This window comes from Rhizobium sp. IY2, assembly GCF_047532935.1.
GTDB classification, from domain to species: domain Bacteria; phylum Pseudomonadota; class Alphaproteobacteria; order Rhizobiales; family Rhizobiaceae; genus Rhizobium; species Rhizobium anhuiense.
This window is the reverse complement of the sequence record NZ_JBLKNU010000001.1, coordinates 259,642-274,439: the sequence shown is the minus strand read 5'-3', so window position 1 is coordinate 274,439 and position 14,798 is coordinate 259,642. Positions and strand designations below refer to the sequence as shown.

The window sequence follows — 14,798 nt, the reverse complement described above, 5'->3', positions numbered from 1 at the left end:
TCGCCATGTTCGATTCTTATCTCCATCGCTGGTCGCTCATACAAGACGGCGAGCCGATCATCACCCATTCGAGCCTGTTGCTGCCGGTCCTCTGGCAGGATGGGCCCGCCATGTTGAAAGTGGCTGCCGATATCGACGAGCGATATGGCGCACTGCTGATGCAATGGTGGGATGGTGACGGCGCAGCCTATGTCTTCGCCCGTGAGGACGACGCCGTGCTGCTGGAAAGGGCGATGGGGAAACGCTCGCTGCTTGCCATGGCGATGAATGGTGAGGACGACGAGGCAAGCCGCATTCTCTGTCAGACAGCGGCACGGCTGCATGCGCCGCGCGAAAAACCGCTTCCCGATCCCGTGCCCCTCACCCGCTGGTTCCGCGATCTGGAGCCGGCAGCAGCCAAGCATGGCGGCACGCTTGCCGATTGTTCGGCGATCGCCAACGCCCTCCTTGCCGATCCGCGTGACGTCGCCATCCTTCACGGCGACATCCACCACGGCAATATCCTCGATTTCGAGTCGCGCGGCTGGCTGGCGATCGATCCGAAGCGGCTCCACGGCGAACGCGGCTTCGATTTCGCCAACATCTTCGCCAATGAGGAATTGCCAACGATCACCGATCCGGCTCGCTTCCGCCGCCAGCTCGCAGTCGTCTCAGCAGCGGCTGGGCTCGAGCCGAAACGGCTGCTGCAATGGATATCTGCCTATTCCGGCCTTTCCGCCGCCTGGTTCCTCGGCGATCCGAACATCGAGCAGGCAGAAAAAGCCCTGACGGTCGCCCGGATTGCGCTGGCCGAACTTCGGACCTAACGCATCTTTTCAGGCGAATGCCCGATAAAGGCGGTCGTCATGTCGCGATGCGGTTCAGGCAGGCAGCCAAGCGCCGCGAGCGAAGCCCTGACGGCCTCGTCGATCGGCGTCTGCGGCTCCCTTCCGAGCTCGGCCGTGAGCCTGGTGTTCCGCATCCGCGCCGGCACCTTCCAGAGATAACGCATCTCCTTGATCTCCCGCATCACAGGAACGAAGGGTGCTGCCAGCGGCACGATCCACCAGGGAAAGCCGGCGATCTTCGCCTTGCCGCCGGCGACGCGCTTGATCGCTTCGGCCATCTGCATGCCGTCCGCATCCCAGAAGCCCTCCATATGATAGACGGCGAAAGGCGGCAGCCGATCGGCCCGCTCGACGAGCTGGGCGATGGTTTCCGCCATGTCGGGCAGATAGGCCCATTGATGGCCGATGCCGCGCCGTGCGGGATTCCTGATCGTGCCGACCGGCTTACCGGGGGTTACGAGGCCAGACGAAAACCAGCTGTTACCAGTCGTGCCCGGACCGAAGAAATCCCCCGCCCTGACGATGATGACGCCGGCACCGGACTGCGAGGCGGCCTTCAGCTGCTTCTCCATGTCGACGCGGATCGCCCCTTTCTTCGTCACCGGATGCTGCGGGCTTTCCTCCGTCGGCGCCGGCAAGGCATCGGGGCCGAAATTATAGACGTTGCCCGGCAGCACGATGCGCGCACCGACGGCGCGAGCGGCGGCGATTGTATTGTCGAGCATCGGCAGCACCAGCCTTTCCCAGTCGCGGTAGCCGGGCGGATTGACGGCGTGGACGATCAGGCCGACGCCTTCAGCCGCCCTCAGCACGTCACCGGCATTCATCGCATCGCCCTGCAGCCATTCGAAAGCCGGCTCGCGCCTCGACGCCTTGGCTGCATCACGGTTGAGCGCCCGGATGCGCCAGCCGCGCCCAAGCAGCTTGCGGGCAACCGCGCCGCCGATACCGCCGGTCGCGCCGAGGACGAGGGCCGTCATCTGCATTTCGCTGTTCATGACACTCATCTCCTTCGGTTGGATGAGAGGATCATGCCATCAGCAAGACATAAACAAAATTGACGAAATAGTTGCATCTGCTATACAGAAATATATGAGCGTTGAACCAAGCTGGGATTTCTACCGCAGTTTCCTCACCGTGCTCCAGCAGGGATCGCTTTCAGCCGCCGCCCGAGAACTGGGGCTGACCCAGCCGACCATAGGCCGCCATGTCGATGCACTGGAACTGGCGATCGGCGCCGAACTCTTCACCCGCTCGCCGAATGGATTGCTGCCGACCGACGCCGCACTGGCGCTCAAGCCCTATGCCGAAACACTGGCGGCAACCGCTGCCGCCCTGTTGCGCACCGCATCCGGTGAGCGCGAACGCGTGGCTGGAACGGTCAGGGTCAGCGCCAGCGAAGTCATCGCCGTCGAGGTGCTGCCTGGGATTCTCGGACCGCTGCAGGAGACCTATCCCGACCTCCAGATCGAGCTCTCAGCTTCCGATATCATCGAGGACCTGGTGAACCGCGAGGCCGACATCGCCGTGCGCATGGCCGAGCCGCAGCAGGATGCGCTCCTCGTGCGCCGCATCGGCGATATCCCGCTCGGCTTTCACGCCCATCGCCGCTATCTCAGCCGATACGGCATTCCGCAAACCTTGGCTGACCTCGCAAACCACCGGCTGATCGGCTTCGACCGGCAGACGGCCTATGTCCGCATGGTGATGAAACGCTATGCCGTGCCCGGCATCGAATTCTCCTACAGGACCGACAGCAACCTTGCCCAGCTTTCCGCAATCCGCGCCGGCGTCGGCATTGGCATCTGCCAGACCGGGCTTGCGCGGGAAAATCCTGACCTGGTGCACATCCTGCCCGATGCCTTCAAAATCCCGCTCGGTACGTGGGTGGCGATGCATGCGAGCCTGAAGACCTCGCCGCGCTGCCGCGCCACGTTCGACGCCCTGGTCAACGGTCTGAAGGACTATTACCGATATTCGACCAGCGCATAAGTGCGAAAATCGGAATCGATTTTCGGAAAGAATCATGCGCAAATTTCAAAGCAATAGGCTCCTTGGCCCGTCCTGTCGGACGGGCGCTCCGGCGGGATGGGAAAATGACGACGCACAACCCGGTTGAACTCGTGCCCCACGATCCGCAATGGCCCCAAGCCTTCCGGCGCATCCGCGACAGGTTGCTGGGCTTGCTGCCGCAGGCGCTCTCCATCGATCACATCGGCAGCACGTCCATACCGGGCATGACCGCCAAGCCGCTTATCGATATCGACATCATCCTTCCCGGCCTCGGGCATATCGAAGGCGCCACCCGCGTGCTTCTGGCAGAAGGCTACGAGCCGCGCGGCAACCGCTATGACGACGATGTCTGGGCGTTTTTGTCGAGAGGTTCAGTGCCGGCGGAGCGGGTCTATCTTTGCCCGCCCGGCAACAGCACCCATCGAAACAGGCTGGCTTTCCGGGATTATCTCATCGCGCATCCGCAAGCGGCGGCGGAGTATGCCGCGCTCAAACGCAGGCTGGCAGCCGAATTCAGGATGGACGGCGATCGCTATACCGCGCATAAGCGTGAATTCGTCGACGCGATCGTCGCGCGGGCATTGACGGGCAATCGGTAATTTCAAATGCCTGGCGAGGCCCCGGCCGCGTGACCTTTCCAGAGACCATCCACCACCTCGGTTTCCGGCCGGTCGCCGCCTTCGGCATATTCCTCATGCCACTTGCCGTTCTCGTCTTGCCAGCTGATCTCGGCGGAATCGCCGCCGACCTGCTGTTCGGCCGCGACGATGCGCGCAGCTTCGAGGGCCTCGGCATGGGTCGGAAATGCCTCGGAATAGACACCTCCCAGCCTGTAGGCCCAGCCGCCGTCATGCGGCACGACTTCGTAGACCACCTTGATCATGCATCCGTCTCCTCATCTTCTTGTTGCGCATTCGCACGCTTCCGGACAGGATCCGGATCATCGCGGCCGCTTGACGAGAATTCGAGGACGCCGCGATCTGCTTTCCGGCCCCGATGACGTTCAGTATTCCATTAAACGCCGAAGACTGCAAACGGGACTGGCCTTGGGCCTGCTTGATAGGCGAAATCAGTGACTTAGATAAAACGCATGAATCGGGACAGGAGCTCAGGCTTGGGGATCGCGTCACGCTTTAAAGAAGAAAAGTTTCTGGTCGTCGCACTTGTCGTTGCAGTGATCGCCTATCTCATGGAACACGCGGTGATCGAGATGGGGCGCGGCGTCGCGCTGATCGCAGCCGTCGCCCTGGTCGGCACCATCGTGCTCGCCTCGATCCGCGTCGCCCATCATGCCGAACTGCTCGCCGTCAAAGTCGGCGATCCCTACGGCACGATGATCCTGACCCTTTCGGCCGTCGCCGTCGAAGTCATCATCCTCGCCATCATGATGAGTGGCGAGAGTTCGCCGACGCTGGTGCGCGACACGATCTATTCCGCCCTAATGCTCGATATCAACGGCATTCTTGGCCTCGCCGCCCTGCTCGGCGGCCTCAAGCACGGCGAACAGCCCTATAACGATAACTCCGGCAAGACTTACGGCGTGATGATCCTCACCGCCATGGGCATCTCGATGATCGTGCCGGAATTCGTGCCCCGCGACAAATGGCACTATTATTCCGCCTTCACTATCGTCGCGATGATCGCGCTCTACGGCCTCTTCCTGCGCATGCAAGTCGGCCAGCACAGCTATTTCTTCAGCTATAGCTATCCGCGCTCTGAGCGGAAGAAAGAAAGTCCGGACGAGCACGCCCCCGACGAGTCGGCCGCGATCTCGATCGCCACCATTCTCGTCGGCGTGGTCATCATCGGCCTGCTGGCGGAGTTCATGTCGGCCTTCATGGCCGAGGGGCTGCGCGACAGCGGCGCGCCGATCGCGGTGACCGCCGTCGTCGTCGCGGCGATTTCGGCCGCCCCCGAGATCCTGACGGCATTGAGGGCAGCCCTCAGGAACCGCATGCAGGCGACGGTCAACATCGCCATGGGCGCTTCACTGTCGACGGTGATCCTGACGGTACCCGTCATGGAGGCGATCGCGCTCTACACCGGCCAGCCCTTCATCATGGCCATGACCCCGGTGCAGACGGTAATGGTGACGATCACGCTGATTGCAGCGGCGATCAACCTCAACGACGGCGAGACCAACGCCATCGAGGGCATGACGCATTTCATCCTCTTTGCCACTTTCATCATGCTGACGGCGCTGGGACTTTGACGGTGGCGGCTGACCGCCTTCTTGGCAGTTCACCCTTGTTGGCAGGTCCCTGCGGCAGTCATTCCTTCGACTTTTCGAGGAAGCGCTGCTTGCGGGTTTTCGGCTTGAAGCGCCGGAAGAAACCCTCAATGGCGCGGATCGATTTGGTGACGGACATCAGCCGGTCGATCTGGCCGTTCGCATTGTGGAGCCGTTCCGACAGAACTTCGGCCGCCGTCATCGCAATCTCGATCGGCGGCACCTGCGGAAACCGTTTGGCCAGCGCCGAATAGGGGCTGGCATCGACGCCGCCCATCATCGAGATCGAGCCCATCCTGGCAAAGAGACGCAGGAAGATCTGCTCGAACGTCCAGTCGTGCACGTCGAAGACCTTCCACTTCTCGCTTCTCTTTGCCGAAAAACCGGCAAGCAGGATCTTGCCCGGCAGTTGCAGGTCGGCCAGCCAAAGCGCCATCGCAAAGCCGCTCGTCGCGATTTTGCCTGTCGGATAGAGATCGCCGAGCATTTGCGTCAGATCGAGATGGCGGGTTCTGGCGCCTTTGAAGCCGCTCTCCTCACTGAAGTTTTCCTCCGGGGAGGCGCGAATATTGACGACACCCAAAAAATCGTCGCCGGCAAAGAAACGCAGAACATCCGCCGCCTCCCGCCGGTGGACGATATTGGCGCCCATCACGCCGCTGCGGGCAATCAGCACCGCATGGCCGGTGAAGGCTTCGTCGAGCACCTTATAGACATTGTTGAAGAAGACGTAGAGCGTCGTCTCCGGAAATTCGCTTCGCAGCCGCTCGAAATCGACTGCTTCGCTGTTTGCCACCAGCACGACGTGGGAATAAGGTGACAACAGTGCCTTCCACGCCTCCGGCGTCAGGAAGTTGAAGCCGCCATCCGCGGCGGCCCTCTGCGTGTCACTGGGGATTGCTTCCATATCGGCTCACATGCACTTTCCAAGGACGATGCGCACTGCCCGCCTTACTAGCTGTTGCTGAAATAGGCGCGCGTCCGTGCCAGCCGCGTCAGCCCGCCGATACGCTTTCCCACATGCGAAAGGAAACCCGCGACCCGGCCCATCATCGACGGCTGCCTGCAGAACGAGGCCCACGGCGTATTGCTGAGATCCTCGATATAACGCTTGGCCATCCGGCGGTGCACCCAGGGTACGGTGGCCTGCCACGGTTTTTTCCGGCCGGTAAAATGAATGATCGCCGGCCGGCCGACAAAGGGCAGAAGGCCGGTCTGCGTATTCCAGCGCGGATCGAGCACCAGCCAGTCGCCGTCGAAGGTGACGTTCAGCGCATCCTGATCGTTATTCTCGAAAAGATGCGACCGCTCCTCGAAGATCTCCCGTGTCCTGGCAAAAAGCTCCCTCTCCCGGCAGGCCGCCCAATCGAACAGCAGCACACCGGCATTGAAATAGCGGCCACCCTCGTGCATGCCGATCTTCCGCTGCCGTGCGCCGGCCTTCTCGGGAAAGGCCATGACATAGTCGTCGACGGCGGCAAGCGCCTTGCCTTGAAAATCCCTGCTGAAGAGTTCGTCAACTGGCGCAACTGCCAGCACATCGGCGTCGAGGTAAAGCAGACGCTCGATATGAGCGGGTATGTGCAGATCCATGTAGAGCCGCGCCAGCGTCGCACCCGACCAGCGGCCCCGCGCCTGCTTTGCCGTATCCGGCGTATTGTAGGGCAGCACAGTGATCGCCATGCCGTGCATCCGCGCGAAATTTCCGACCTCGGCGCTTTCATTCGGCGTAAGGTCGATGCCGAGAAGCAGGAACTCCACGGCAGAACCGCCGAGATTGCGCTTGACGGAAAGCAGGGTGCAGCAGGCGGCCGGCAGCATGTTGACATCCGAACAGACGATCACCGCACTCTGCTGCAAAATCCCGGCCTCCCGAAGCGGCAACGTAAACTTGATGCCGGATATCTAGTTGGTTTGATGCCAACCCGCAACCGCCGATCACCCGCCGAGCCGTCACCCTGCGTCACGTTTTGAATCGGAATTCAACGACTTGCGAGGCAAAGTGGAATCAACTCTGCAGCATGTTGAATCGGGACGTGAACGACAATCACAGCGCCAGCCCGACCTCGCCACAAAGAAAAAGGCCCGCCGTCGCGGCGGGCCTTTGATCGATGCTGTGCCAACCGGCTTACTTGCAGGCGCCGCAGAAGCGCTGGATACGGCGGCAGGCTTCCTCGAGCTGTGCTTCGGAAGTTGCATAGGAGATGCGGAAGTTCGGGCCGAGACCGAAGGCCGAACCGTGAACGACGGCAACGCCTTCCGATTCCAGCAGTTCGGAAACAAAATCCTCGTCCGTCTCGATGACCTTGCCCGACGGAGCCGTCTTGCCGATCAGACCCTTGCAGGAGGGATAGACGTAGAAGGCGCCTTCCGGCACCGGGCAGACAATGCCCTTGGCCTGGTTCAGCATGGAAACGACGAGATCGCGACGGCCTTCGAAGATCTTCTTGTTCTCCGGGATGAAGTCCTGCGTGCCGTTCAACGCTTCGACAGCAGCCCACTGGGCGATCGATGTCGCACCCGAGGTCTGCTGGCCCTGGATCATGTCCATGGCCTTGATGAGCTGCAGCGGGCCTGCCGCGTAGCCGATACGCCAGCCGGTCATTGCATAGGCCTTGGAGACGCCGTTCATCGTCAGCGTCCGGTCGTAGAGCTTCGGCTCGACTTCGACAGGCGTGACGAACTTGAAGTCGCCATAGGTCAGGTGCTCGTACATGTCGTCGGTCAGCACCCAGACATGCGGATGTTTCATCAGCACATCCGTCAACGCCTTCAACTCGTCATGCGTATAGGCCGCACCCGTCGGGTTGGACGGCGAGTTGAAGATGAACCACTTTGTCTTCTCGGTGATCGCCTTTTCGAGATCGGCCGGCTGGAGCTTGAAATTATGCTCCTGGGTGGCCGAAACGAAAACCGGCGTGCCGCCGCACAGCGCCACCATCTCGGGATAGGAAACCCAGTAAGGCGCCGGGATGACGACTTCGTCGCCGGGGTTCATCGTTGCCATGAAAGCGTTGAAAAGGATCTGCTTGCCGCCGGTGCCGACGATCGTCTGCTCCGCTGTATAGTCCAGGCCGTTCTCGCGCTTGAACTTGGCGGCAATTGCCTTGCGCAGCTCAGGAATGCCGGAAACCGGCGTGTACTTCGTCTCGCCGCGGTTGATCGCGTCGATGGCGGCCTTCTTGATATTGTCGGGCGTATCGAAATCCGGTTCACCCGCACCGAGGCCAATGACGTCACGTCCTTTTGCTTTCAGCTCGCGCGCTTTCTGGGAGACGGCGATGGTGGCTGAAGGCTTCACACGGGAAAGAGCATCGGCAAGGAAGGCCATGATAACGGTCCTATTGGTTGAAACGGGCAGAAAGCCGGGACCGGAGTTCTGCGGTTAGCTCTATGTCCAATGTATGACGGCATTTCAAGCGGAAAGGCGTCATGGCGGCATGATTCTTATTGATCATTTCGCCGCGCCGCCCGCCCGGCCTGTCCACGCCTTCGGACTGGCCGGCGTCACGAGGTTGAATCGTGCTGCGCGGATCTTGAATCAAACTCTGAAGTCATCCGGATTTATACCCTGAAATCAGTGGCATCGCCGGATTCGACCATCGCCACGAATAAGCCGCAACAAATGCCGAGCCACGCCGCAATTCGGTCGTGAGCGCGCCGAGATCGAAGCCGCATCATCCGGCATCCGAAATTGGTTATTGAGGGTATGCCAATGTTTCTGGAAGATGAGTTTGCCATAGGGCGCATTCGCGCCCGCCGAATTTCCGTTTCAGTCCTTGTTGCCGTCACCGCTCTTGCCGCCTGCATAGCGGCGATGCTGGGGTTTGCCTCCACAGTCCGCGCCGAGCAGGCGCCGCAGGCATCCAACCAACTGGCGGCGCTTGTCCGGCCGAATGACGTCAACAGCGGCTCGCTGCTCTTTCCGTCGAAGGAGCCGGGCTTTTATGTCGAAGCGCCGCGGCTGAAGACCGATGTCGCCATCGACGTCTCCGGCCCGATCGCCAGGGTGAAGGTGACGCAGCGCTTTCAGAATCCAAGCCAGGGTTGGGTAGAAGGCACCTACGTCTTCCCGCTGCCGGACAATTCCGCCGTTGACGCCCTGAAAATGCAGATCGGCGAACGCTTCATCGAAGGCCAGATCAAGCCTCGCCAGGAAGCCCGTGAAATCTACGAGCAGGCCAAGGCCGAGGGCAAGAAGACGGCGCTGCTCGAACAACAGCGGCCGAACATTTTCACCAACCAGGTCGCCAATATCGGTCCCGGCGAAACCGTCGTCGTCCAGATCGAATATCAGCAGACGGTCCACCAGTCGGGCGGCGAGTTCTCGCTGCGTTTTCCGATGGTCGTCGCCCCGCGCTACAATCCGGCGCCGATCGTCCAGACCGTCGAGTTCAATAACGGCGCCGGTTTCGCCACACCACGCGACCCGGTGGAAAACCGCGACAAGATCGAAGCCCCCGTACTTGATCCGCGTGAGAACGCCAGGATCAATCCGGTTTCGCTGACCGTCGACCTCAAGGCAGGCTTCCCGCTTGGCGACGTCAAATCGTCCTTCCACGCGGTCGATATCAGGCAGGATGGCGACCAGGCGAGGACGATCGGCCTGAAGGCGGACACCGTTCCCGCCGACAAGGATTTCGAGCTCACCTGGAAGGCCGCCCCCGGCAAGATGCCGAGTGCCGGCCTCTTCCGGGAAGTCATGAACGGCAAGACCTATCTGCTCGCCTTCGTCACCCCGCCCACGGCTCCGGATGCGGCAGCGCCGCCGGCAAAACGCGAGGTAGTCTTCGTCATCGACAATTCCGGCTCCATGTCCGGTCCGTCGATCGAGCAGGCAAGGCAGAGCCTGGCGCTTGCCATTTCCAAGCTGAACCCCGACGACCGTTTCAACGTCATCCGTTTCGACGATACGATGACGGATTACTTCAAGGGTCTCGTTGCTGCCACCCCGGACAATCGCGAAAAGGCCATTGCCTATGTCAGGGGCCTGACAGCCGACGGCAGCACGGAAATGCTGCCCGCCCTGGAGGCTGCATTGCGCAACCAGGGACCGGTCGCAAGCGGAGCGTTGCGCCAGGTCGTGTTCCTGACGGATGGCGCAATCGGCAACGAGCAACAGCTCTTCCAGGAAATCACTGCAAACCGCGGCGATGCCCGCGTCTTCACCGTCGGTATCGGCTCGGCGCCGAATACCTATTTCATGACCAAGGCCGCCGAAGTCGGCCGTGGCACCTTCACGGCGATCGGCTCGACCGATCAGGTGGCAAGCCGCATGGCCGAGCTTTTCGCCAAGCTGCAGAACCCAGCCATGACCGATATCGCCGCGACCTTTGAAGGCATAAAAGCCGAGGATATCACGCCGAACCCGATGCCGGACCTCTACAGTGGCGAACCCGTCGTGCTGACCGCCGAACTGCCTGAGGACAAACCCGCCGGCAAGCTGCAGATCTTCGGCAAGACAGGCGAGCAGCCCTGGCGCGTCGACATGGATATCGCCAATGCCGCCGACGGCAAAGGCATTTCCAAGCTCTGGGCCCGCCGCAAGATCGACGATTTCGAAGCCCGTGCCTATGAACGTCAGGATCGGGCCGCGCTCGACAAGGATATCGAGACGGTCGCTCTCGCCCACCATCTCGTCTCCCGCCTCACCAGCCTCGTTGCCGTCGACGTTACCCCGTCACGCCCGGCCGATCAGCCGCTCGGCTCAACCAAGCTGCCGCTCAATCTGCCTGAAGGTTGGGACTTCGATAAGGTCTTCGGCGAAAACCCTGTCCCTCCTGCCGGCGGAGAACGCCATGGCTCGGCGACGCCGGCAGGAAACGCCGGACCGGAACAGGCGGCAGCCGAAACACAGGATCTCGCCGCATCGCCCGGGATCGCAAACATGATGGCAGCAGCCCCGACCGCCAAGGCCGCCACTATGATCGCGCAGAAGAGCTCGACCGTGAACCTGCCGCAGACGGCAACGCGCGCCGACGAGCAGATCATCCGCGGGCTTACCATGCTGCTCCTGGCGCTGACGGCGGCAAGCGGGCTGGCCATCTGGCGCCGGCGCATCAAACGGATGATCGCGGTCGGGGCCAAGCGTTATGGTCTCTAGGCTCTCCGCAAGCCACGACGAGGAAGCGGCCGAATTCGAGCCGCTTCCGACCTATCTGGAACTCGCCATGGCGGCCGCCACGGCCTATGACAGGCCGAAGGCGCGCCCGAGCAAGGGCTTTTTCCTCTGGCGTCTTTCCTCGATCGAAAAGGCAATCGCCTTCGCCATTGCCGGTCTTGCCCTCTATGGCCTGGCGCTGATCGGCGACGGCTTCCTGCTGAAAGCGAAGGCGGAGCTCTCCCAGATCCTGCTGAAACGCGCTTTCGCCGCGGAGCTGCGGGGGAACGAGACAAAGCCCTGGCCCTGGGCGGATTTCACCACCGAGGCCAAGGTGCGCGCCCCGCGCCTCGGCAAGGAGGCGATCGTGCTTTCCGGCGCCTCCGGCGAGGCTCTCGCCTTCGGTCCGGCCTGGCTCGTCAACACCCCACAGCCGGGCGAGGAAGGCACCTCCGTGATCGCAGCCCATCGCGACACACACTTCCGCTGGCTGCAATATATAAAGCCCGGCGATACGATCGAAGTCACGCGCCGCGACGGCAAACTATTGACTTTCAAGGCGGGCGAAAGCCGCATCGCTCCGTGGGATGCAAGCGGCATCGATCCCTCCTCCGACGGCCGCCGTCTCGTGCTGACCACCTGCTGGCCCTTCGACGCGACGGAGCGCGGGCCCTTGCGCTACATCCTCGAGACGGAACTGGTCGACCCTCAGGCGACCGGCTCGGTTCAACCGCCAAACACAAAGCCGTTATATCAGGTCGAATGAGGGTTGAAGCTGTTTCCTGTCCGCTCCACGTTCAGCCTGGAGAGACGACAGGGAAAACACGATGAAGAGAATATCCGCCCTCCATTTGGCCGCAGCGCTGGTCCTGTTCGGGGCTATATCCGCGGATGCGGCTGATACCATCAAAGCGCAGGATCTTACAGTGCGAGTCGACAAGCTCGCCGACGGTCTCGAACATCCCTGGGCGGTCGAGGTGTTGCCCGACGGCGCCTATCTCGTCACCGAGCGGCCGGGCCGCATGCGCATCATCCGAGAGGGCAAGGTCTCCGACCCGATCGGCGGCGTGCCGAAAGTCAGCGCCCGTGGCCAGGGCGGCCTGATGGACGTGGCGCTCGCCCCGGACTTTGCGACGAGCCGAAAACTCTATTTCACCGCCGCCATCGCCGACAGGCAGGGCTCCGGCACCGAAGCCTTCAGCGCCACACTTTCGGCCGATGAAAAGACCCTGGACGCAGTAAAGCCGGTTTTCACCATGCGGCGCTTCACATCAGGCAATATCCAGTACGGCTCGCGTATCGCGATATCCGGCGACGGCTCGCTGTTCATCAGCGTCGGCGACCGCGGCGACCGCGACCGCTCGCAGGACTGGCAGGACGACGCCGGCTCGATCATCCATATCAATGCCGACGGCAGCATCCCCGCCGACAATCCGTTCAAGGACGGCGGCAAGGCGCTGCCGGAAATCTGGTCGAAAGGCCACCGCAACCCGCAGGGCATCAACTTCGACGCCAGGGATGGCAAGCTCTATACCGTCGAACACGGCGCCCGCGGCGGCGACGAGATCAACCAGCCCCAGGCCGGCAAGAATTACGGCTGGCCGATCATCACCTATGGACGCGACTATTCCGGCGCCGAGATCGGCGAAGGCACAGCCAAGGAAGGGCTGGAACAGCCGCTGCATTATTGGGATCCTTCGATCGCACCCGGCGCGCTCGTCGTCTATCGCGGCGCCATGTTTCCGGAATGGGACGGCAATTTCATCGTCGCAGCGCTGAAGTTCCAGTTGCTGTCGCGCATGCAACGTGACGACAACGGCGCCTTCGTCGCCGAAGAGCGCCTGTTCGAGGGCGAATACGGCCGCATCCGCGACGTCGTCGTCGCACCCGACGGAGCGCTGCTGATGGTGACGGACGAGGACGACGGCGCGCTGCTCAGGGTCTCCAGGGCGCAAGCCCGCAACGGCTGAAAGATCACAACGGGCCGCGCAGTTCCTTGCGGATGACGAATTTCAGCCCGGACCAGATCTCGTCGACGGCGCAGACCTTGACGTCGACGAGGCCCGTCGGGAGCAGAACCTCCCGCAACACGTCCTCGGTGATGTCGGTCGGCACGCGTGAACTCTTCTTCGGCCAGGAGATCCAGACCATGCCGCTCGGCATCAGGACAGAAAAAAGCGTGGGCGCAACAGCCTCCAGCGCCGCCCGTTCTGTTGTAAACAAATGCACATAGTCGAAGGCGCGCTGAGGCGTCTCGGGAAGCGCGCGGACGACCGAAGCAAAACCGTCGAAACCATTGATCTCGCCGATCGTCTCGGGAACGCCGAGAAGAGCCGCGGCCTGCCCATCAGCCAGGCCGAGCTTCCGGGCAAGCGGCGTGCCGGAATAGCCTGCCGTCTTGGACACTGCGGTGTCGCCGGCTGGCCGTTCTTCACGTCGCATGCCTTCACCTCCGTTCACGCCGCCCAAAGTCTTCACCCTTGCCGGAAGTAAACGCAACTGCTAACCGCTTGACCACACCTCCCTTCCCCATCGAGGACGACATGACGCGCGTTCAGGCGAACCTCCTCCTGTTGCTTGCAGCCGCCATCTGGGGCGGCGGCTTCGTCGCGCAGTCGACGGCGATGAAGGCGATCGGTCCCTTCTGGTTCATCTGCCTGCGTTTTGCCGTCGCCACGCTGGCGGTGCTGCCTTTCGTCCTTTTTGAGGCGCGCAAGGCCAAAGAGAAGACCAGCGCGCGCCATGCGAAGCTCTACATCCTGACCGGCCTTGCCCTTTTCGGCGGTGCAGCCACGCAGCAGGTCGGACTGCAGACGACGACGGTGACGAATTCCAGCTTCATCACCGGCCTCTATGTCGTCTTTGTGCCGCTGATTGCCGTGTTCTTCCTGCGCCGCGCCCCGCATTGGATCATCTGGCCCGGCGCGCTGCTGGCGATCACCGGCATCTACCTCCTGTCCGGTGGCCATCTTTCGGCGCTGACGCCGGGCGATCTGCTGACCGTCGTCTGCGCCGTCTTCTGGGCGATCCAGATCACCCTCGCCGGCACGACCGTTTCGGCGATCGGAAGGCCGCTCGCGCTCTCCGCCGTGCAATTCGCCGTAACCGCGACCTGTGCGCTGGCCGTTGCCGCAGCCGTCGAACCTGTCAGCCTTGCGGCGATTTGGGCGGCGGCGCCGGAGATCCTTTACGTCGGAATTTTCTCCTCTGGCCTGGCTTTCGTCCTGCAGGTGATAGCCCAGCGCTATACGACGCCCTCGCAGGCCGCGATCTTCCTTTCTTCCGAAGCGATCTTCGGCGCATCGCTCGGAGCCCTGCTGCTCGGCGAAACGATGCCGGCGACAGGTTATGCAGGTTGCGCGCTCATGTTGATCGCTATGCTTGTAGTCGAACTCGTCCCTGGATTCGCCCGACGGCGGCTGCCAGCCACGTGAACACGCGTCCAAATATGGGTGAGTCCCACAGCGGAAAAAAAATTTACTGGGGGCGGAAAGACGCGTTCACGTTGCATTTTTGGGAAAATCTGCTCGGAACTTATATTGCAGACGATATAAAACGTTAATCATTCCCTATCAGCGAAGGAAATTTTGCGTTTTTGCGCAAATTGTTTATCGGCAGGGGTGTGCCA

The 14,798-nt window shown here is 61.9% G+C and carries 14 protein-coding genes; 8 read left to right on the top strand and 6 right to left on the bottom strand.

Annotated features, from left to right (window positions below):
- Nucleotides 1–5 precede the first annotated feature (5 nt).
- Nucleotides 6–806, top strand: a complete 801-nt coding sequence (locus tag ACMUVN_RS01280; RefSeq protein WP_127430188.1) for an aminoglycoside phosphotransferase family protein — start codon at nt 6–8, stop codon at nt 804–806.
- On the opposite strand, the gene ACMUVN_RS01275 is transcribed toward ACMUVN_RS01280, so the two are convergent.
- Nucleotides 803–1,825 (bottom strand): NAD(P)H-binding protein, encoded by a 1,023-nt coding sequence (locus tag ACMUVN_RS01275; RefSeq protein ID WP_414814810.1) that lies wholly within the window; start codon nt 1,823–1,825, stop codon nt 803–805. The genes ACMUVN_RS01280 and ACMUVN_RS01275 overlap by 4 nt on opposite strands.
- A gap of 94 nt (nt 1,826–1,919) precedes the next feature.
- On the opposite strand from ACMUVN_RS01275, the gene ACMUVN_RS01270 reads away from it, so the two are divergent.
- Both ACMUVN_RS01270 and ACMUVN_RS01265 read left to right on the top strand, forming a co-directional pair.
- Nucleotides 1,920–2,819, top strand: coding sequence for a LysR family transcriptional regulator (locus tag ACMUVN_RS01270; protein ID WP_414814809.1), 900 nt, complete (start codon nt 1,920–1,922; stop codon nt 2,817–2,819).
- Between the two features lie 104 nt (nt 2,820–2,923).
- Nucleotides 2,924–3,439 carry a GrpB family protein gene (locus ACMUVN_RS01265; RefSeq protein ID WP_028758404.1) on the top strand — a complete coding sequence of 172 codons (516 nt, stop codon included), beginning with the start codon at nt 2,924–2,926 and terminating at the stop codon, nt 3,437–3,439.
- Nucleotides 3,440–3,441: 2 nt separating this feature from the next.
- On the opposite strand, the gene ACMUVN_RS01260 is transcribed toward ACMUVN_RS01265, so the two are convergent.
- Nucleotides 3,442–3,723, bottom strand: a complete 282-nt coding sequence (locus ACMUVN_RS01260) for a DUF2188 domain-containing protein (RefSeq protein WP_028758403.1) — start codon at nt 3,721–3,723, stop codon at nt 3,442–3,444.
- A 231-nt stretch (nt 3,724–3,954) separates the two neighbouring features.
- On the opposite strand from ACMUVN_RS01260, the gene ACMUVN_RS01255 reads away from it, so the two are divergent.
- Complete coding sequence (locus ACMUVN_RS01255; RefSeq protein WP_097542099.1) at nt 3,955–5,052, top strand: calcium:proton antiporter; 1,098 nt, start codon at nt 3,955–3,957, stop codon at nt 5,050–5,052.
- 58 nt (nt 5,053–5,110) lie between these two features.
- On the opposite strand, the gene ACMUVN_RS01250 is transcribed toward ACMUVN_RS01255, so the two are convergent.
- The 3 genes from ACMUVN_RS01250 to ACMUVN_RS01240 form a co-directional block, all read right to left on the bottom strand.
- Entirely contained in the window at nt 5,111–5,977 is an 867-nt protein-coding gene (locus ACMUVN_RS01250; protein WP_168332751.1) for a 3-deoxy-manno-octulosonate cytidylyltransferase, read from the bottom strand.
- Nucleotides 5,978–6,024: 47 nt separating this feature from the next.
- Complete coding sequence (locus ACMUVN_RS01245; protein WP_028758401.1) at nt 6,025–6,930, bottom strand: glycosyltransferase family 8 protein; 906 nt, start codon at nt 6,928–6,930, stop codon at nt 6,025–6,027.
- Nucleotides 6,931–7,198: 268 nt separating this feature from the next.
- Nucleotides 7,199–8,401 carry a pyridoxal phosphate-dependent aminotransferase gene (locus tag ACMUVN_RS01240; RefSeq protein WP_028758400.1) on the bottom strand — a complete coding sequence of 401 codons (1,203 nt, stop codon included), beginning with the start codon at nt 8,399–8,401 and terminating at the stop codon, nt 7,199–7,201.
- Nucleotides 8,402–8,785: 384 nt separating this feature from the next.
- On the opposite strand from ACMUVN_RS01240, the gene ACMUVN_RS01235 reads away from it, so the two are divergent.
- The 3 genes from ACMUVN_RS01235 (at nt 8,786) to ACMUVN_RS01225 (ending at nt 13,140) form a co-directional block, all read left to right on the top strand.
- Complete coding sequence (locus tag ACMUVN_RS01235; protein ID WP_414814808.1) at nt 8,786–11,173, top strand: marine proteobacterial sortase target protein; 2,388 nt, start codon at nt 8,786–8,788, stop codon at nt 11,171–11,173.
- Nucleotides 11,163–11,936 carry a class GN sortase gene (locus tag ACMUVN_RS01230; protein WP_047614264.1) on the top strand — a complete coding sequence of 258 codons (774 nt, stop codon included), beginning with the start codon at nt 11,163–11,165 and terminating at the stop codon, nt 11,934–11,936. The genes ACMUVN_RS01235 and ACMUVN_RS01230 overlap by 11 nt, the downstream gene beginning before the upstream one ends.
- A gap of 61 nt (nt 11,937–11,997) precedes the next feature.
- Entirely contained in the window at nt 11,998–13,140 is a 1,143-nt protein-coding gene (locus tag ACMUVN_RS01225; RefSeq protein WP_414814807.1) for a PQQ-dependent sugar dehydrogenase, read from the top strand.
- Between the two features lie 4 nt (nt 13,141–13,144).
- On the opposite strand, the gene ACMUVN_RS01220 is transcribed toward ACMUVN_RS01225, so the two are convergent.
- Entirely contained in the window at nt 13,145–13,612 is a 468-nt protein-coding gene (locus tag ACMUVN_RS01220) for a hypothetical protein (RefSeq protein WP_047614475.1), read from the bottom strand.
- 101 nt (nt 13,613–13,713) lie between these two features.
- Between ACMUVN_RS01220 and ACMUVN_RS01215 the strand changes: the two genes are divergently transcribed.
- Entirely contained in the window at nt 13,714–14,604 is an 891-nt protein-coding gene (locus ACMUVN_RS01215) for a DMT family transporter (RefSeq protein WP_183904858.1), read from the top strand.
- Nucleotides 14,605–14,798: the final 194 nt, after the last annotated feature.

Coding starts and splice junctions, on each gene's coding strand:
- ACMUVN_RS01280 (WP_127430188.1), top strand. CDS start 6: ATGTTCGATTCTTATCTCCATCGCTGGTCGCTCATACAAGACGGCGAG.
- ACMUVN_RS01275 (WP_414814810.1), bottom strand. CDS start 1,825: ATGAACAGCGAAATGCAGATGACGGCCCTCGTCCTCGGCGCGACCGGC.
- ACMUVN_RS01270 (WP_414814809.1), top strand. CDS start 1,920: ATGAGCGTTGAACCAAGCTGGGATTTCTACCGCAGTTTCCTCACCGTG.
- ACMUVN_RS01265 (WP_028758404.1), top strand. CDS start 2,924: ATGACGACGCACAACCCGGTTGAACTCGTGCCCCACGATCCGCAATGG.
- ACMUVN_RS01260 (WP_028758403.1), bottom strand. CDS start 3,723: ATGATCAAGGTGGTCTACGAAGTCGTGCCGCATGACGGCGGCTGGGCC.
- ACMUVN_RS01250 (WP_168332751.1), bottom strand. CDS start 5,977: ATGGAAGCAATCCCCAGTGACACGCAGAGGGCCGCCGCGGATGGCGGC.
- ACMUVN_RS01240 (WP_028758400.1), bottom strand. CDS start 8,401: ATGGCCTTCCTTGCCGATGCTCTTTCCCGTGTGAAGCCTTCAGCCACC.
- ACMUVN_RS01235 (WP_414814808.1), top strand. CDS start 8,786: ATGTTTCTGGAAGATGAGTTTGCCATAGGGCGCATTCGCGCCCGCCGA.
- ACMUVN_RS01230 (WP_047614264.1), top strand. CDS start 11,163: ATGGTCTCTAGGCTCTCCGCAAGCCACGACGAGGAAGCGGCCGAATTC.
- ACMUVN_RS01225 (WP_414814807.1), top strand. CDS start 11,998: ATGAAGAGAATATCCGCCCTCCATTTGGCCGCAGCGCTGGTCCTGTTC.
- ACMUVN_RS01220 (WP_047614475.1), bottom strand. CDS start 13,612: ATGCGACGTGAAGAACGGCCAGCCGGCGACACCGCAGTGTCCAAGACG.
- ACMUVN_RS01215 (WP_183904858.1), top strand. CDS start 13,714: ATGACGCGCGTTCAGGCGAACCTCCTCCTGTTGCTTGCAGCCGCCATC.